Annotated in this window: 19 protein-coding genes; 9 read left to right on the top strand and 10 right to left on the bottom strand. The window is 63.2% G+C overall.

From position 1 onward, the window contains the following. The first annotated feature begins 193 nt into the window (after nt 1-193). A complete protein-coding gene (locus ACQZ5H_RS31385) occupies nt 194-1,639 on the top strand; it encodes a sensor histidine kinase (protein WP_449100059.1) in 1,446 nt (481 codons plus the stop codon). Nucleotides 1,640-1,644: 5 nt separating this feature from the next. Here the strand turns inward: ACQZ5H_RS31385 and ACQZ5H_RS31380 are convergent, their stop codons facing one another. From ACQZ5H_RS31380 to ACQZ5H_RS31350, 7 genes are all read right to left on the bottom strand, one after another. Then, complete coding sequence (locus tag ACQZ5H_RS31380) at nt 1,645-2,304, bottom strand: response regulator (protein ID WP_112719993.1); 660 nt, start codon at nt 2,302-2,304, stop codon at nt 1,645-1,647. Between the two features lie 350 nt (nt 2,305-2,654). Then, entirely contained in the window at nt 2,655-3,506 is an 852-nt protein-coding gene (locus ACQZ5H_RS31375) for a phosphodiesterase (RefSeq protein WP_449100058.1), read from the bottom strand. A gap of 34 nt (nt 3,507-3,540) precedes the next feature. Next, the gene (gene ugpC, locus ACQZ5H_RS31370) at nt 3,541-4,620 is read right to left on the bottom strand and encodes a sn-glycerol-3-phosphate ABC transporter ATP-binding protein UgpC (protein ID WP_449100057.1); all 1,080 of its coding nucleotides are present in this window, start codon (nt 4,618-4,620) and stop codon (nt 3,541-3,543) included. Between the two features lie 35 nt (nt 4,621-4,655). Continuing rightward, complete coding sequence (locus tag ACQZ5H_RS31365) at nt 4,656-5,570, bottom strand: ABC transporter permease subunit (protein WP_112719996.1); 915 nt, start codon at nt 5,568-5,570, stop codon at nt 4,656-4,658. Beyond that, the gene (locus tag ACQZ5H_RS31360) at nt 5,567-6,478 is read right to left on the bottom strand and encodes an ABC transporter permease subunit (RefSeq protein ID WP_199627740.1); all 912 of its coding nucleotides are present in this window, start codon (nt 6,476-6,478) and stop codon (nt 5,567-5,569) included. The genes ACQZ5H_RS31365 and ACQZ5H_RS31360 overlap by 4 nt, the downstream gene beginning before the upstream one ends. A gap of 85 nt (nt 6,479-6,563) precedes the next feature. Beyond that, nucleotides 6,564-7,895 carry an extracellular solute-binding protein gene (locus tag ACQZ5H_RS31355; protein ID WP_199627739.1) on the bottom strand — a complete coding sequence of 444 codons (1,332 nt, stop codon included), beginning with the start codon at nt 7,893-7,895 and terminating at the stop codon, nt 6,564-6,566. Between the two features lie 134 nt (nt 7,896-8,029). Next, a complete protein-coding gene (locus ACQZ5H_RS31350) occupies nt 8,030-9,211 on the bottom strand; it encodes a PfkB family carbohydrate kinase (protein WP_203428137.1) in 1,182 nt (393 codons plus the stop codon). A 150-nt stretch (nt 9,212-9,361) separates the two neighbouring features. Between ACQZ5H_RS31350 and ACQZ5H_RS31345 the strand changes: the two genes are divergently transcribed. Beyond that, nucleotides 9,362-10,243: an endonuclease/exonuclease/phosphatase family protein gene (locus ACQZ5H_RS31345; protein WP_449100056.1), complete on the top strand. Its 882-nt coding sequence runs from the start codon at nt 9,362-9,364 to the stop codon at nt 10,241-10,243. 45 nt (nt 10,244-10,288) lie between these two features. Here ACQZ5H_RS31345 and ACQZ5H_RS31340 read toward each other — a convergent pair whose 3' ends face one another. The 3 genes from ACQZ5H_RS31340 to ACQZ5H_RS31330 all read right to left on the bottom strand — a co-directional run bounded on the left by ACQZ5H_RS31340 (nt 10,289) and on the right by ACQZ5H_RS31330 (nt 12,937). Then, nucleotides 10,289-10,942, bottom strand: a complete 654-nt coding sequence (locus tag ACQZ5H_RS31340; protein WP_413710138.1) for a methionine ABC transporter permease — start codon at nt 10,940-10,942, stop codon at nt 10,289-10,291. Next, the gene (locus tag ACQZ5H_RS31335) at nt 10,923-12,005 is read right to left on the bottom strand and encodes a methionine ABC transporter ATP-binding protein (RefSeq protein ID WP_449100055.1); all 1,083 of its coding nucleotides are present in this window, start codon (nt 12,003-12,005) and stop codon (nt 10,923-10,925) included. Before ACQZ5H_RS31335 ends, ACQZ5H_RS31340 begins: the two co-directional genes overlap by 20 nt. A gap of 95 nt (nt 12,006-12,100) precedes the next feature. Further along, a complete protein-coding gene (locus tag ACQZ5H_RS31330) occupies nt 12,101-12,937 on the bottom strand; it encodes a MetQ/NlpA family lipoprotein (protein ID WP_449100054.1) in 837 nt (278 codons plus the stop codon). Between the two features lie 236 nt (nt 12,938-13,173). Here ACQZ5H_RS31330 and ACQZ5H_RS31325 point away from each other — a divergent pair, with 236 nt between their 5' ends. From ACQZ5H_RS31325 to ACQZ5H_RS31295, 7 genes are all read left to right on the top strand, one after another. Further along, nucleotides 13,174-14,577 (top strand): FAD/NAD(P)-binding protein, encoded by a 1,404-nt coding sequence (locus ACQZ5H_RS31325; RefSeq protein WP_449100053.1) that lies wholly within the window; start codon nt 13,174-13,176, stop codon nt 14,575-14,577. 193 nt (nt 14,578-14,770) lie between these two features. Further along, a complete protein-coding gene (gene msuE, locus ACQZ5H_RS31320) occupies nt 14,771-15,328 on the top strand; it encodes an FMN reductase (protein WP_112720005.1) in 558 nt (185 codons plus the stop codon). A 5-nt stretch (nt 15,329-15,333) separates the two neighbouring features. Further along, nucleotides 15,334-15,501: a hypothetical protein gene (locus ACQZ5H_RS31315; protein WP_199627732.1), complete on the top strand. Its 168-nt coding sequence runs from the start codon at nt 15,334-15,336 to the stop codon at nt 15,499-15,501. 24 nt (nt 15,502-15,525) lie between these two features. Next, complete coding sequence (locus ACQZ5H_RS31310) at nt 15,526-15,681, top strand: hypothetical protein (protein ID WP_162708776.1); 156 nt, start codon at nt 15,526-15,528, stop codon at nt 15,679-15,681. Between the two features lie 11 nt (nt 15,682-15,692). Beyond that, nucleotides 15,693-15,833, top strand: coding sequence for a hypothetical protein (locus ACQZ5H_RS31305; protein WP_413710133.1), 141 nt, complete (start codon nt 15,693-15,695; stop codon nt 15,831-15,833). 12 nt (nt 15,834-15,845) lie between these two features. After that, nucleotides 15,846-16,442, top strand: a complete 597-nt coding sequence (locus ACQZ5H_RS31300; protein WP_413710132.1) for an RBBP9/YdeN family alpha/beta hydrolase — start codon at nt 15,846-15,848, stop codon at nt 16,440-16,442. Nucleotides 16,443-16,529: 87 nt separating this feature from the next. After that, nucleotides 16,530-17,189 (top strand): peroxiredoxin, encoded by a 660-nt coding sequence (locus ACQZ5H_RS31295; protein ID WP_449100052.1) that lies wholly within the window; start codon nt 16,530-16,532, stop codon nt 17,187-17,189. The last annotated feature ends 193 nt before the right edge of the window (nt 17,190-17,382 follow it).

Here is a 17,382-nt window from a genome sequence, read left to right as displayed (position 1 = left end):
GCTATTCCGGTCGCCTTCCGGTTTTTACTGTGCGGTCATGCCGCGAGCGCAAAAATCCGGTGGAAAGTGAACGGCATTATCTGCGATGATCAGATGATGTCTTCGGGGGAGGCCATGGCATAGTTCCAAAGGTCCGGAGACGTCTAAAGACTTTGGTCTTCAGGGGGCCGGGACTTTCGACCCGGGAGGAAATGTGACTTACGTCCCGTACAAAAAAGAGCCGGGCGGCGGTGTGTCCGGCATTTCCAGGGTGTGGCAACGCCTTGATCTGACAAAGCAATTTCTGATCGTTGCCGGGCTCGTCATCTGTTGCTCGATGGCGCTTCTCGGCGAGTGGCTGAGCGGGCGGATCGCTGCGAACCAGCTCAGAAGCCGGGCCGAGTCCGGGGCGCTCTACATGGAGGGGTTCCTTGCCCGCCATGTCGACGGACCGGCGAGCGACCCCAAGGTCTCGGCGGCCCGGCAGCTCGAACTGGACGATCTCCTGATCGGCACCGATCTCGCAAGGCGGGTCGAGGGCTTCAGGATCTGGCGGCATGATGGACTGGTCATTTACAGCACCAACAAGCAGCTGATCGGCCAGAAATTCCCGTCCGAGGACATCGACCGCGCTTTTGCCGGGCAGGTCGTGGCGCAGCTGGAGGACAGCCATGACGACGGCGAGGAGGATGGGCCGCCGACACGGCGGCCGCTGATCGAGATCTACGCGCCGATCTACGAGCCTGATACCCATGAGGTGATCGCGGTCGGTGAGCTCTATGAGGAAGCGGCCGATTTCATCGTCCAGCGCAACCGGGTGCAGCAGCAGACCTGGGCGATCGTCGGGGCGACGACGCTGGCAATCATGGCGCTCTTGTTCCTGATCGTGCGGCGCGCCAGCCGTACGATCGCCTATCAGCGGATGATCCTGAAGACGCAGCTGACCCAGGCGCAGGCCCTGGCGCGGCAGAATACCGAGCTGCGCAAGGCGGCTGACCGGGCGCGCATGGATGCCAGCAAGTCGAACGAGCAGCTGTTGAACCGGATCGGCGCCGATCTGCATGATGGCCCGGTGCAGCTGCTCAGCCTGCTGATCCTGAAGCTCAGCGGCGGGGCGTCAGGGCTGCCGAAGGCGGCGCTCGAGCACCTGCCGGATATCAGGGGCGCCGAGCTTGCGCCGGCGCATCTTGCCCGGCTGGTGCTGAACGAGCTGCGCGAGCTCTCGACCGGGCTGGTCATGCCGGAGATCGAGCATATGCCGCTGGAGGCGGCGCTGCGCAATGCGGTGGAGCAGCATGAATATGCGACGGGCTCGAAGGTGTCGGCCGACTACGAGGCGTTGCCGGAGCGCGTCGCCCATCCTCTGAAGATCTGTCTTTACAGGGTGGTGCAGGAGGGGCTGAACAATGCGTTTCGCCACGGCGGCGGGCAGGGGCAGCATGTCTCGGCTTCGGCCGATCTTTCGGCGATCACCGTCGTCATCACCGATGAAGGTCCCGGTCTTTCGGCGCCGAGCGCCACGTCGAGCCACCGCCCGCTCGGGCTGCAGGGCATCCGCAACCGTGTGGAAGCCTTCGGCGGCAGCGTCGAAATCCGGGCGCGGCAGGGGTCGGGAACGGAGTTGAAGGTGATCGTGCCGATGGAGGGAAACGGCATCTAGGCAGTCTAATGGCGCGGCAGCGCCTCTCCGCCGCCTTCGAGCTTCTGCGCGGCAATCAGCACTTCCAGGCGATTGCGGGCATTCAGCTTCTGCATCAGGATCGTCATGTAGTTCTTGACGGTCTTCTCGCCGATGTTGAGGCCGGTTGCGATCTGCTTGTTGGTGAAGCCGCGCAGCAGCATGCCGATGATCTGCCCTTCGCGGATGCTGAGCTTCACATCGCCGCCCGCCTTCTTGCGCAGCGAGGCGATCTTCAGCTCCTCGATCACCTTGCAGGCGAAGGCCGGGGTGATGAACATGTCGCCGCGATGGACGGCGGCGATCGCCTGGATCAGCTCCTGGATGCTGCTGCCTTTCAGCACATAGCCGCTGGCGCCGGCATTGAGCGCACGCACGGCATAGTCGCTGCCGGTATTGGCGGTGAAGACCAGGATTCTCGTGCGGATTTTCTCAACCAGCTTGGCGATCGCGTCGAAGATATTGCCGGGCATCATCAGGTCGACGATGAAAACATCGGGCGCGCATTTCAGCCCGATCTCCAGCGCATCATCGGCACTCGATCCTGTGGCGGCGACCGTAAACTTCGGATGGCTTTTCAGGATTTCACTCAATCCCGCCAGCATTACCGGGTGGTCGTCTATGAGTGCCAATGAAATCTTGCTCATTTTACGCACCATCTACAACTTACATAGAATAATTTATAGGATCAAACCAATATAGTGTCCATCTAGTCCATTAGGACTACATTGGAAGTCGTAATATCGCTTACGATGGATGTTTTATTCTATGCTATCTATTTGTCATAACTTGCAATTGGTTCGCAATTGCATCTGTGACCTTGTCTGCTCGACATGCCCGGCAAAGCCGCCCTTTTGGGGTGGGTGGCGTGGTTCGATGCGGTGTTTCGCTCGAAATAATTTACTATCAATGCGTGTATCGGTAGATTTCGTGCACGCCGATTTCTCGGCCGCAAATGCGTCGCGAGCCAGGCCGCCCCGGCTCGCGACTTATGCGGTCAGGCCTCGCTCTTGACCGGCATATTCTCCGCCATCGTCCGCTTGAAGCCGCCACCGCCGCCCATGCCGGGAGTGATGATCACGGGATAGAGGTAGAGGAAGTCGTGGAAGTGGACGACGGTCGTCGGGCCGTCGGCGAGGGTCACGGCATATTCTGCCGGGCCCGAGCGGTCGGGATGCTTCATGCCGCTGAGATTGAGGCCGGCCTGGTGGTTCAGGCCGTAGCTCATCGACATCGGGATGCCGTGCCAGGAGCCGGCGATCGGGCGGTGGACATGGCCGAAATACATGTGACGGATGGCCGGATGCGTCTTGAGCACGGCGAGCAGCGGCTCGTCGTCCACCATGCGGATCCGGTCGACGCCCATGCCGATGTCGAAGGGCGGGTGGTGGAAGAAGAGGTAGACGGGCTTGTCCAGCGCCTCGGCAAGGCGGTCCTTCAGCCAGCTGAGGCGGGCCTCGTCCATATGGCCGGTATGTTTGCCATGCTCCACGGTGTCGAGCATGATCAGGCGGCAGCTGTCGTAGTCGATCACCGACTGCACGAAGCCGTTGTCGTCGACGGGCTGATCGGGGAAAATCGAGCGGAAGTTATCGCGATTGTCGTGATTGCCGATCATCAGGCGGTAGGGGATGACGGTTTCCTGGTCGAGGATATCGCGCAGCAGCGCATAGGCTTCCGGCTCGCCGCGATGGGTCAGGTCGCCGCTGAAGATCAGCCATTCGGCATCTGCCTGGTTGGCGCGGATATCGCGCAGCGCCTGGCGCAGGCGCACTTCCGGATCGGTATCGAACAGCGCGCCGCCCGGCGGCATCAGGTGCACGTCGGTCAGCTGGATGAATTTGGGCATATCAGTCTCCTTATGATTTCGTGATTTTATCGTTTCAGGCTGCCGCGCTTTTCGGCTGCAATTCCATCAGGCGGCCGTCGCTGCCAAAGAAATGGAGGTGTTCGGAGGGCAGGCTGACCGGGAGTGTGGTGCCGACGGCCTGCTTGTCGCTGGCGGGCAGCAGGGCGGCCATGCCCGTCTGGCCGATCCGCAAATGCACCTGGCGGCCGTTTCCGAGTTCCTCGACGAACTCCACCGGCAGATTGGCGCCCCGGCCGATCTGCACATGCTCGGGCCGGATGCCGGCGACGATCTCGCTGCCGGGTGCTGCGGGCACGGCGCCGCCAAGCGGGATGCGCATCTCGCCGCCAAGCACCACGCCGCAGCCGCTGTCATCGACGACGGCCGGGATCAGGTTCATCGGCGGGGAGCCGAGGAAGCTCGCGACGAAGGCGGTTGCCGGGCGCTCGTAGATATCGGCAGGCTTGCCGATCTGCTCGATGCGGCCCTTGTTCATGACGATCAGGATGTCGGCAAGCGTCATCGCCTCGATCTGGTCATGGGTGACGAACAGGCTGGTGACGCCCTGCTTGCGGTGCAGGCGCTTGATCTCGAGCCGCATCTGGGTGCGCAGCTTGGCGTCGAGGTTGGAGAGCGGCTCGTCGAAGAGGAAAACCTTGGGTTCGCGGATGATGGCGCGGCCCATGGCGACGCGCTGGCGCTGGCCGCCGGAGAGCTGGCCGGGCTTGCGCTGCAGGTAATCCTCGAGCTGCAGGGTGCGGGCGACCTCGGCGACGCGGCGGTCGATCTCGGCGCGCTTGACGCCTGCGACCACCAGCGAATAGCCGAGGTTCTGAGCAACCGACATATGCGGGTAGAGCGCGTAGTTCTGGAACACCATCGCGACATCGCGCTGGCGCGGTTCCAGCGTCTCGACGCGGCGGCCGGCGATCTCGATCTCGCCGCCGGAGGCACGCTCCAGCCCGGCAAGCAGCCTGAGCAGCGTGGACTTGCCGCAACCGGATGGACCGAGGATGACGGCGAAGGCGCCGCGGTCGATCTGCAGGTTGAGACTGTGGAGCACCTGCGTCGCGCCGAAGGACTTGGTGATGTTGGAAAATTGGATTTCGGCCATGTTAAATATCCTTGCTTTTAGTCAGCCGCAGGCGGCTACTTTTCCGAGTTGACCAGGCCCTTGACGAACCAGCGCTGGGCGAAAACCACCACGGCGACCGGCGGCAGCATGACGAGCAGGGCGCCGGCCAGGATGACGTTCCAGTCCGAAGCGCCATCGGGTCCGGGCTGCATGAAGGTCAGCCCGATGGTCAGCGTGCGGTATTCGGAACCAGATGTGACGAGGAGCGGCCAGAGATACTGGTTCCAGCCGAAGACGAACATGATGACGGCAAGGGCCGCGATGTTGGTGCGCGACAGCGGCAGAAGCACATCCCAGAGGAAGCGCAGTGCCCCGGAACCATCCATCTTCGCCGCTTCCGTCAGCTCGTCGGGGATGGTCAGGAAGAACTGGCGGAACAGGAAGGTGCCGGTTGCCGTGGCGATCAGCGGCAGGGTCAGGCCGGCATAGGAATTGATCAGGCTCCAGTTGAGATCGACGCGGATGCCGGATGCGGTCTGGATCAGCCAGGCAAGGCCCGTCCATTCCAGGATCCGCTGCAGCGGCAGCAGCACGTTCGAGGCGACTTCGTAGGTCGGCACGATGCGCACTTCGAGCGGCAGCATCAGGGTGATGAAGATCATCCAGAAGGCGATGCCGCGGAAGCGGAAACGGAAGTAGACGAGGCTGAAGGCGGTGATCATGGCGATGACGATCTTGCCGACCATGATGATCGTCGCCGAGATCAGCGAGTTCATATAGAGCGTCGAGAAGCCGCCTTTTTCCCAAGCGGCGGCCATGTTGACCAGCAGCTGGTCGTCGGGCAGCAGCGGCTTCGGGAATTCCGCCATGCGCTCCAGCGGCAGCGTCGCGGTGATGAACGACACATAGATCGGGAAGCACATCAGCAGCGTTGCGGTGATCAGCACGGCATGGGTGACGAAATTGAGGATCGGGGTTTTCTCGATCATTCGCTTGCCTCCCCCTTGTCGGAACCGGCGTAGTGGACCTTGCGCTCGACGAAGCGGAACTGCAGCAGCGTCACCGAGATGACGAGCGCCATCAGGATCAGCGATTGTGCCGAGGACGAGGAGAGGTCGAGGCCGACGAAGCCGTCCTTGTAGATCTTGTAGACCATCGTCTGCGTGGCGTTGCCGGGGCCGCCCTGGGTCATGACGTTGATGATACCGAAGCCTTCGGTGAAGGAGGTCGTGACGTTGAGGACCAGCAGCAGGAAGAAGGTCGGCGAGATCAGCGGGAAGACCAGGTCGAAGAAGCGGCGCACCGGTCCGGCGCCATCCATGGCGGCGGCTTCGACGAGGCTGTTGGGGATTGCCTGCAGGCCGGCCAGAAAGAACACGAAATTGAAGGTGATCGAGGTCCAGCTAGAGGCGACGATGACCATGATCAGCGCGTCGCCGCCATTCAGCGACGGGTTCCAGAAGCCCGGATACCACTGGTTGACGATGCCCATGAAGCCGATCTGCGGCTGGAAGATATATTGCCAGGCGACGGCCGCGACGGGTGCCGCGACCGCATAGGGCCACATGATCGCGGTCTTGTAGATAATCGTGCCGCGCAGGCCCCGGTCGGCGAAGACGGCGAAGATCAGCCCGAGACCGAGCGCAATCACCGTCGTCGAAACCGACATGATCAGCGTGTTGCGGATGGCGCTGTGATAGACCGGGCTGACGGCGATCTCGGCGATGTTGCGAAGACCGACCCAGACGGCATCGCCGCCGAAAGGCGGTTCGAGCGTGAAGGACCAGAACAGGGCCTGGCCGGTCGGCCAGTAGAAGAACAGGAAGATGATCAGCAGCTGCGGACCTATCAGCAGGTAAGGCAGCCACCGCTCTTCGAAGACGACGCGTTTAATCATGTGATGCTCGGCCAGAAACTATGGGGAGCTTGCCCGGATCGCATGGGGACCCGGGCAAGCGTGCTCGTGATCGTGCAATGCCGGATCAGGGCAGGGTGGCGCCCGGATAGGTGTCAGCAAAGCGCTTCAGCAGCTGGTTGCTGCGGTCGGTCGCGGTATCGAGCGCCTGCTGCATCGTCACCTGGTTGTTGAGAGCCTTCTGGATCTCTTCGGTGATGATGTTGCGGATTTCGACATAGTTGCCGAGGCGGACGCCCTTGGAGAGCGGCGTCGGGGTGGCGCGGGTCAGGCTCTTCACGGCGAGATCGCGGTTGACCTTGCCCTTCTGCTGGTAATAGCCCTCGGCGACGAGGTCGTTATAGGCCGACTTGGTGACCGGGATATAGCCGGTGCCGTCGGACCAGAGCTTCTGCTGCTCGGGCTGGGCGATGAACTGGTAGAAGGCGCCAACGGCCTTGTACTCTTCCTTCGAGAAGCCCTTCATCGTCCACAGTGCTGCGCCGCCGACAAGGCTGTTGATCGGCGTCACGTCCTTGTTGTGCGGCAGCTGGGCGACGGTCCAGTTGGTGCCCTTGGCGGTCGCCAGTTCATCGGTCGTGGTGAAGCCGGCGATCGAGTCGAAGAAGATCGCGCACTGACCGTTGACGAACATGTCGCGGCGGGTGTCGATATTCGGCTCGTACTTGGCGAGACCTTCGTCGAACCAGCGCTTCTGGCGCTCCATGTGCTTGACGAACAGAGTCTTGTTGATCTCGAGCTGGGCGTCGAGGCCGTCATAGCCGTTATTCTGCGTCGCGACCGGAATGTTGTGGATCGCCGAGAACTGCTCCATGTCGGACCAGAGGTCGATCGACCAGCCGATCGGGCACTTCGAGCCAGCCTTGTCGCGCAGGGCAACCAGCAGCTTGTCGAAATCTTCCCAGGTCTCGGGGAAGCTCGTGTAACCGGCGGCCTTCAGCTGGTCGGTGTTGTAATAGACCATCGCCGTCGAGGAATTGAACGGGAAGGCCCAGAGCTTGCCGTCGCGGCCTGCATAATAGTTGCCGATGACGGGGAAATAGTCGTCCCAGTTGATCTTCAGACCGACGTCCTCAGCCAGCTGATAGGCGGGAACCACGGCGCCCGAGAGCATCATCGTGCCGGTGGCGCGGTCGACGACCTGCAGGATGTGCGGCGGCTTGCCGGCGCGAACCGCGGCCATCGCCTTCTGGAAGATCTCGTCGTAGGTGCCCTCGCGGGTGCAGTTGATGTGGTACTGGTCCTGGCTCTGGTTGAAGCGATCGCACTGGGCCATCACTTCCTTCTGCAGGCGGCCCGAAAGGCCGAACCACATGTTGATCTCAGTCTTGGCGCTGGCCGGTGCGGCACCGGTGAGCACCGCAAGCGTGGCGGCGGCGGCAAATGCAGCTTTGAACATCCCTATCTCCAAAATCGTTTGTGCGGCGGCCGGTTGGTCGGGCCGTCCGGGAACGGTGCGACCGAGTACCGTGAAAACGTTTCATCGGGATGACGGATATATGTCCGATTGGTGACTGCTGCAGATTTTTGCGGTCAGGAATTGGGCTGGCTGGAGAGGCTTGCAAGGCCGGTTGCGATGAGATCGGCGGTCACCGTGACGGTGTTTACGCCAATCGCGGCAATGGAATAGGAGGCGCCGACGGCTGCCCAGCGCGTTGCCGTCAGGGCATCCGCGGTGTTGAGGAATACCGCCAGGAAGATGCCGACGAAAACATCGCCGGCGCCGGTGACGTCGACGGGATCAACGGCCAATGCTGGAACGCAGACCGGCGCCTTGCCCGGCTGGATGAGAACGGAGCCGCTGGCGCCCATGGTCAGCACGATGCTGGCACCGCCGTCCGCCGCGTGGCGGGACAGCGTATCGGCAAGCTCGCCGTCATCGACATCGGTGCCCACGAGCTGGCGGGCGGCCGAGCGGCTCATGAAGATGAAGTCGCAACTTCTACGCAGCGTGCCGAAGGCGGCCGGTGTCTGCCAGTGTGCAGGAAGGCCGGTCGTGTCGATGGTGACGAGATCCGGGCGTGAGGCGCCGGTCAGGTGGAGTTCGTCAAGCAGGCCGACGCGGAAGCCTTCGAGATGCAGGCAGTGCTGGCCCTGACGCGCCGCGGCCGCATTGAAATAGTCGCGAATGCGCGGGATCGGCAGCGATAGCGGCTCATTGAGGATCGTTCGGCGGCCGCCCGCCTCGACGATGACGACGCTGCGCGAGAGCCTGCCGCCGGTGACGCGTTCGATGGCGTCGACGTTGAGGCCGCATTCCAGCAGTTCGGCCAGCGCCCAGTCGCTTTCGGGGTCGTCGCCGAGCGAGGAGATCAGATCGACGGCCACCGGGAAGTCGCCGCCGAGCCGGCTTGCGGCGATCGCCACATTCGCTGCGGGTCCGCCGACCGACCTGTGGATCAGCTTGGCGGAGACGCGGCTGCCGGCCGGCGGCATTTCCTCGGTGAGGATGGAATGATCGATGCTGACATAGCCGATGGCAGTCAGCCGAGGGGCGCCTTGCGGCAATGGCGCTCCCTTGCGGGCGCGTTCCGTCTGGCCGACGAGCGAGCGGGCGACCGAGCTCGGGCGGTAGCCGAGCCTCTGGATCGCATCGAAAACGGCAAGGCGGTTTTCCTCGGTGACCGCCTTGTTGCCGTTGACGACACGGCTGACGGTGCCGATCGAAACGCGCGCCAGGCGCGCGACGTCCTTGATGGTTGCGCGATTTTTCATGGCTGGGATGGGCTCATCTGAGCAGAGGAAAGAAGCTTCATTGAATCGTCATCGAATGGTGTCGGAAGTTTCACATTCTTGGCCTAGTTCGTCGCGCGCAATGAAACGTTTTCACGACGTCCGGCGCAACTCAAATTTAAGCGAGGATCCATGCTAATCACAACTTATAACATCCAGTATACCCGCGGCCAGGACGACCGCTACGACCTGGAACGTATTGTCGATACCGTCAAGGACAGCGACATCATCGCATTGCAGGAAGTCGAGAATTATTGGGACCGTTCCGGCAATATCAGCCAGTCGGAGGCGATTGCCCGTCTGCTGCCGGATCACTATTTCGTCTGGGGCCCGACCGTCGACGTGCTGAAGGTCTCCGATGCCGAGGGCAAGCGCCCGACGGATCACAAGCGCCGCCAGTTCGGCAACATGATCCTGTCGCGCCACCCGATCCTGTCCACCCGCAATCACATGTATCCGAAGTTCACTGCGCCCGGCCCGCATACGATCCAGCGCGGCGCGATCGAGGCACTGATCCAGACCCCATCAGGTCCGGTACGTTTCTACTCGACCCATCTCGACCATCTCGCCAGCCGTCACCGCATGGTGCAGCTGCAGGAGCTGGTGAAGGTGTCCAACCGTGCCTTCGAGGACGGCCCGGCGATCGGTGGCCGCGAAATCGTGCCGTCCTGGCGCGAAGAGCCGGTGCTGCCCGACATGCCGCGCGAAGCGATCCTTCTCGGCGACTTCAATTTCGAGCCGACCTCGCCGGAATACGAGTGGATCTGCGGCGCCGTGAACCAGTGGCATGGCCGCCTGCCGGATGCATCCGGCTTCGTCGATGCCTACGTTGCCGCCGGTGGTGCGGAAGACGAGGGCCACACGCTCTACCGCGACATCGCCGCCAAGGCCGGCATCCGGATCGACTATTGCTTCGTGCCTGCCTGGCTCTCCAGCCGGATCAGCAAGTGCTGGGTCGACGAGCAGGCGACCGGTTCGGATCACCAGCCGCTGCAGGTCGAGATCGATCTCTAAGGCGAACTGGCGGCCGGGCAGCTTTCATGCCCGGCCGCCCCGATCTCAGCGATGGTCCAGCCGCTCCACCAGACGGTCGCCGAACCACTGGATGCCGCAGACCAGCACGATGAGGACGATGACGACGGCGATCATCACCGAGGTCTCGAAGCGCTGGTAGCCGTAGCGGATGGCGAGGTCGCCGAGGCCGCCGGCGCCGATGGCGCCTGCCATGGCGGAGGCGCCGATGAGGGTCACCAGCGTCACGGTGAAGCCGGCGACGATGCCGGGCAGGGCTTCGGGCACCAGCACTTCGCGGATGATCGTCCAGCGATTGCCGCCCATGGCGCGGACCGCGTCGATCAGGCCGCGGTCGACCTCGCGGAGCGACACTTCGGCGATGCGGGCGTAGTAAGGGGTTGCGGCGATCGCCAGCGGCACGATCGCCGCCCAGGTGCCGAGCGCGGTGCCGACGATCAGCCGGGTCAGCGGGATCAGTGCCACCAGCAGGATGATGAAGGGGACCGAGCGGAAGCCGTTGATGACGGCGCCGAGCGTGCGGTTGATCCAGAGATTTTCGGCAATGCCGCCGCGCGCCGTCAGCACCAGGGCGAGCCCGAGCGGCAGGCCGGCCACCAGCGAGATGATGCCGGATGCGCCGGTCATCAGCACGGTTTCCCAAAGCGACCGCAGCAGCAGGTCAAGCATGATCGGTGTCATAGCCGAGTACCTCCACCCGCGCCGAGCGGGCCGTCAGAAATTGTGCCACCTGATCCTGCAGACCGGGATCGCGGGCCGGGACGGCGATGAAGAAGCGCGCCACCGGCTGGTTCTGGATATGGTCGATGCCGCCATGAACGAGGCGGAAGGAATGCGGCAGCGCTGCCGAAAGATCGGTAAACAGCGCACCCTGCGCTTCCGGTCCGGCGAGATCGACACTGAGGATCGCCTCGCTGCCTGTCTCGGTCGAGAGCCTGGCGGCGATATGCTCGGGGAGCTGCGGGCGGATGCTGCCGAGCAGGCTTCGGGTGATTGCGGTCTGCGGGTTGCCGAACACCGACCAGACCTGGCCTTCCTCGACGATCTTTCCGGCATCGATGACGGCGACGCGGTCGGCAATGCTGCGGATCACTTCCATCTCGTGGGTGATCAGCACCACGGTCAGGCCGAGCTTGCGGTTGATGTCCTTCAAGAGCGACAGGATCGAGCGCGTCGTTTCCGGGTCGAGCGCCGATGTCGCTTCGTCGGAGAGCAGCAGGGCGGGGCGGGCGGCAAGGGCGCGGGCGATGCCGACGCGCTGTTTCTGACCGCCGGAGAGCGAGGCGGGATAGGCCTTCGCCTTGTCCGAAAGGCCGACGAGATCGAGCAGTTCGCGGGCGCGCTTCAGGCGTTCGGCCTTCGCCACGCCTTCGATCTTCAGGGGCAGCGCGATGTTCTCCTCGACCGTCTTGGCGGAGAGCAGATTGAAATGCTGAAAGATCATGCCGATGCGACGGCGCAGCGGCTGCAGTTCCTGCTCGGCCAGCCCGGCAATATCGCGGCCGTCAATATGGATCTCGCCGCTATCGGCGCGCTCCAGCCCGTTCAGGCAGCGGATCAGCGTCGACTTGCCGGCGCCGCTGCGGCCGATGATGCCGAAAATCTCGCCCTTGCGAACGGTCAGCGAAATGCCGTCGAGCGCCGGCGTCTCGCCGAAGCGGCGCCGGACACCGGAAAGGCGGATGATATCCGCGGCGGCTTCGGATTTCGCCCCGATCGCCGCGGCGGAAACGAATGAATTCATGAGATTATCCTCTGCAAACGCTCAAGGCGGCCCGGACAAGGAACGTCCGGACCGCCCTGGCTTCGCGCCCTTTCCCCCAGGCGCGGATGTCGGTTTTAGTAGGCGCTCAGCCCCGTGCCCTTGTAGACCTTGTCGAACTCGGCCTTGACGGCGTCGTTCTGGTAGGAGGAGACCAGCGTCTTCACCCAGTCCGCATCCTTGTTGTCTTCCTTGACGGCGATGAAGTTGCGGTAGGGGTTGTCGGAGATCGGTTCCTGGGCGATGCGCTCTTTCGGCGACAGGCCGCTCTTCAGTGCCCAGTCGGTGTTGACGACGGCGGCATCGAGATCGTCGATCGAGCGGCCGACGATGCCGGCATCGAGTTCCTTGATTTCGAGCTTCTTCGGGTTCCCGGTGATATCGGCGATGGTGGCGAGAATACCGGTGCCGTCCTTCAGCTTGATCAGCCCCTCGTTCTGCAGGACGCGCAGCGCCCGGCCTTCGTTGGACGGATCGTTCGGCAGGCCGACGATGGCGCCTTCGGGAATCTCGGAAACGGCCTTGTACTTCTTCGTATAGAGGCCGATCGGCCAGACGCCGGTATAGCCGACGCGGACGATGTGGTAGCCGTGGGTCTTGATCTGGTTGTCGAGATAGGGCTGGTGCTGGAAGGCGTTGGCGTCGATTTCGCCGCGCTCGAGCGCCTCGTTCGGCTGGGTATAGTCGTTGAAGGTGATGGTCTCGATCTTGAGACCCTTCTTCTCCGCTTCGGCGGTCACGACGCGCCAGACGTCTTCGTCCTCGCCGCTCATGATGCCGACCTTGATGGATTTTTCGGCGGCGACCGAGGGAAGGGGTGCGGCAAAGGTTGCGAGCGCGAGGGCCGAAACGGCGAGCGCTGCGAGGCTCGCCCGGCGCGTCAGCGTCACTGCTGAGAAGGTCTTGTTGTTCATTTTGTTTGTCCCGTCTTGGTGATGAGATTGATCTCGAAACGGGGAAAGCATGTCAGATCGGAGCACCGCCTTCGAAGTACGCCCGTCTCTTCTCGAAAGCGGCGCGGGAAAAGTCTTGCCGGTCTGCCCGATCTCTTCCGAATAAAATTCTATAATGTTTATAGACTATATTGGTTGTGCCGCGGCGCGAACCGTCCTATTTCGAAATGAAGAGTGGATCTGGATGCGAGTGCGAGATGACAGCCGGTGGCGGAAAATCGAAGGTCGTGGCGATCATCGGCGGCGGCGTTTCCGGCGCCGGCGTGGCGCTGCATCTGGCTGACACGCTGCCTGCCGGTATCGCCGAGATCATCGTCTTCGAACCGCGCGAGGAGCTCGGCCGCGGCCTGGCCTATGATACGGAAGACCCGGCACATCGCATCAACGTGCCCGCGGCACGGATGAGCCTCTTTCCTGACAGGCCGGAGGATTTCCTAGAATGGATCGCTTCGACCGGTGCCGTCAGCCGCGATCCCGAAGCAGCGCGGCCGGATGGCAATCTCTTTCCGCAGCGGCGGCTGTTTGGCGCCTATGCCGCCTCGCGCCTGCGACCGGCTATCGAGGCCGGCCGCATCCTTCACCAGCGCGCGACGGTGACCGGGGTCGAGAAGACTGATGATGGCTGGCTGGTCTCCGACAGTACCGGCATCGAGACGCGGGCCGACTTGCTGGTGATCGCCACGACGCATCCGTCACCGTCTCCGCCGCGCGGGCTGCAGGCGGTGCTGGCCGGTCACCCGCGCTATGTCGCCGATTCCACAGTACCGGGTGCTCTCGACAATATAGAGCCGGATGACCGGGTGCTGATCGTCGGCAACGGGCTGACGGCGGCCGATATCGTCGCCTCGCTCACTCTCTCCGGCCATCGCGGGCCGATCACCTCCGTCTCGCGCCGCGGCTTGCGCTCGCGCGGACATGCGGCGACGGCGCAGGATCCGTTCGGCGATTTTACCGCGCGGCCGGCGAAGGCGGCTTCGGAATTGCTGCACAGCATCCGTCAGGCGATCGCGCAGGCCGCCGGAGAAGGGGTCAGCTGGCATGCGGTGATCGATGAAGTGCGTGGTCATGGACGGCTGATCTGGCAGGGGCTTCCGCTGGCTGAACGCCAGCGCATCGTCCGCCATTTGAGACCGTTCTGGGACGTGCACCGTTTCCGGGTCGCGCCGCAGGTCGAGGATGTGCTGGAGCGGGCGATCGGCGAGGGGCGGCTGACGATTGCCGCCGGTTCGGTCGCCGATGCCGAGCGGGACGGCGAAGAGATTCGCGTGACGCTGCGGCTGCGCGACGGCAGCCGACCGGTGAAAAGCTTCGATGCCGTCGTGGTCACGACGGGGCCGGCGCATGGCGGCATCCTGCAGAGCCAGTTCTGGCTCTCCGAGCTCGGCGATGCCGGTATCCTGGAGCTCGATCCGACAGGGCTCGGCATTGCCTGCAACGAGCGCTCCGAAGCGATCGGCCGGAGCGGCGACTCCGATCCCTCGCTGCTGATCGCCGGGCCGCTGGCACGCGGCACTTTCGGTGAGCTGATGGGCCTTCCGCAGGTCACCGAGCACTCGGTCTTTGTGGCCGGCGAGCTGCATCGCAAGCTGACTGGCGTCTGACGCCGTAGACTTTCCCTCGATCATTTCAGACTGATCGCGCCGTTCCCACCGCCGCGGCCAATCCCCTGCGCGTTGCCCGCAAGGCCGCAACCTGAGGGACCGAATTTCCCCACCGCTCTCCAGAATGGAATTCCATTCCTTTAGTGCACTAAATTTATAGAGAATATTTAATGCAAGATCAAAGGAGAGAGACATGCCCCTTCGCCTCGTCGGTATCGCCGGTAGCTTCAACCGCCCGTCCAAGACGCACGCGCTTGTCAGCCACGTCGCGGATCTCGCCTCCAGGCGCTACGGTTTCTCTTCGAAGGTTTACGACCTCCACGATGTCGGGCCGTCACTCGGGTCGTCGCTCTGGCGCAAGGAATTGGACGCCCAGGCAGCCGGCGTCATCGACGATATCGTCAATGCCGATGTGCTGGTTGTCGGGTCGCCGACCTACAAGGGCTCCTATCCCGGTCATTTCAAGCATCTGATCGACCTGATCGAGCCGCATGAACTGCGCGCCAAGCCGATCATCATCACCGCGACCGGTGGCGGCGACCGCCATGCGCTGATGGTCGAGCATCAGCTCAGGCCGCTGTTCGGCTTCTTCATGGCCCATACGCTGCCGACTGCGATCTATGCAGCCGACCGAGATTTCGCCGATTACAAGGTGACCTCCGAGCAGCTCTCCGGCCGCATCGGCTTCGCCATCGACGAGCTCGCCGCCTTCTTCCCCTCGCAGCACAGCAGCCTGCAGGCGGCGGAGTGAATGCTATGAGCGGCGCTCCCGGCACGATGGCGCAGGAACTCTGGAATGTCGTCGATTTCGCCCGCCGCTACCGGCTTCCGGTTCGCGAACAGAACCGGCTGCTGATGCTTTTCGGCCCGGTGGCGCGTGCCGAAGAGCTGCTTGCCAATGCGAGACGCAACCAATCGATCTGACACCCTGACAAGGAGAACCGGATTATGAGGCTTGTATTCGAATTCCTGTCACTGCTGCGCCAGGGGCTCAGCCATCCGCAGCCGCTCACTGAAGCTCTGCCTCTCGATGACGATCGCGAGCCGAGCGCCCGCGACTACGAATTCTACTATTGGAGCCCGGCGCCCGGGCCCTGGTATTGAGGAGCCTCGTCATGGCTGTATTCGATGACCGCCGCCCGGCGCCGCCTTCGCCATCCGGCCGGATCCTGCGCACCGGCGCCGATCTTGCCGCACCCGCAGCTGCGGCATTTTCCTTCGCGCTGCTCTTCGCCATCACGCTCGGCATTCTCTAGATCGGAGACGACATGACGCCGGTTCTCATCGTGCCCGGACTTTTCGGATCGGAAGAGGCGCATTGGCAGAGCGCCTGGCTGAAGGATCACCCCGAAAGCCGTCTTGTCAGACAGGAAAACTGGGACCGCCCGCGCGTCACCGAATGGCTCGATGCCCTCGAAGCCGAGCTGGAGCGGGCAGGCGAGGCCTATATCGTCGCCCACAGCCTCGGATCCGTGCTCGCCGCCCGTCTTGCCGGGCGTCCGGCGGCCCGGCGGGTGAAAGGCGCGCTGCTGGTGGCGCCCTGCGATCTCGACGTGACCGACAAGCTGCATCCCGGCAGTATCGGCTTTGGGACGATGCCGACGGAGCGGCTGCCGTTTCCAAGCATCCTCGTCGGCAGCCTCAACGATCACTACATGTCGCTGGAGAGGCTCACCTATTTCGCGCGGCTCTGGGGCAGCGACCTGCGCAATGCCGGGCTTGCCGGGCATATCAATGTCGCCAGCGGATATGGCCGCTGGCCGGGTGGCTATCGGCTGTTCGATATCCTCAAACACAAGACGCGGCATCTTGAGAAAATACCCCAAAGAAAGCATTCACCTGGCCGGGAAGTTCCACTAGCTTAGCCGCGCAAATTCCACCTCCCGGCTAGGTATCGCGGCCTTCCCAGCCGCGCGACCCCGCCGGTCCTGTCGTCACAAAGGTCATATGTCATGAGTCTCCGTATCAACGATGTCGCCCCTGATTTCCGCGCCGACACCAGCCAGGGTCCCATCCAGTTCCACGACTGGATCGGTAACGGCTGGGCCGTGCTCTTCTCGCATCCGAAGAACTTTACGCCTGTCTGCACGACCGAGCTCGGCACGATGGCGGGTCTCGAAGGCGAGTTCCGCAAACGCGGCGTGAAGATCATCGGCATCTCCGTCGATCCGGTCGAAAGCCACGCCAAGTGGAAGGGCGACATCAAGACGGCCACCGGCTTCGACGTCGAATATCCGCTGATCGGCGACAAGGACCTGAAGGTCGCCAAGCTCTACGACATGCTGCCCGCCGGCGCCGGCGACAGCTCGGAAGGCCGCACGCCCGCCGACAACGCCACGGTGCGCTCGGTCTTCGTCATCGGCCCGGACAAGAAGATCAAGCTGATCCTCACCTATCCGATGACGACAGGCCGCAACTTCAACGAAATCCTGCGCGCCATCGATTCCATCCAGCTGACGGCCAAGCACCAGGTCGCGACGCCCGCCAACTGGCAACAGGGCGACGACGTGATCATCACGGCAGCCGTTTCCAACGAGGATGCGATCGCCCGGTTCGGGTCTTTCGATACGGTGCTGCCGTATCTGCGCAAGACGAAGCAGCCGGCTGCTTGAGGGGTTGAGGGGCGTCTGGTGGGCGTGGCCCCCTCATCCGCCCTTCGGGCACCTTCTCCCCGTTGGGGAGAAGGGAATGTCGAGGATGCTGCTCGCGCCAACTTCCCCTTGTAACTTCCCTTTATCCGCTATCGAGGCTGTAATGCCTATCGCGGTGGCGAGCGAGAGACCGAGGCCCCTCTGGGACACCAAG

This window comes from Rhizobium sp. 21-4511-3d, assembly GCF_053522545.1.
The sequence above is the reverse complement of the archived record's forward strand: the minus strand, read 5'-3'. Positions and strand labels throughout refer to the sequence as shown.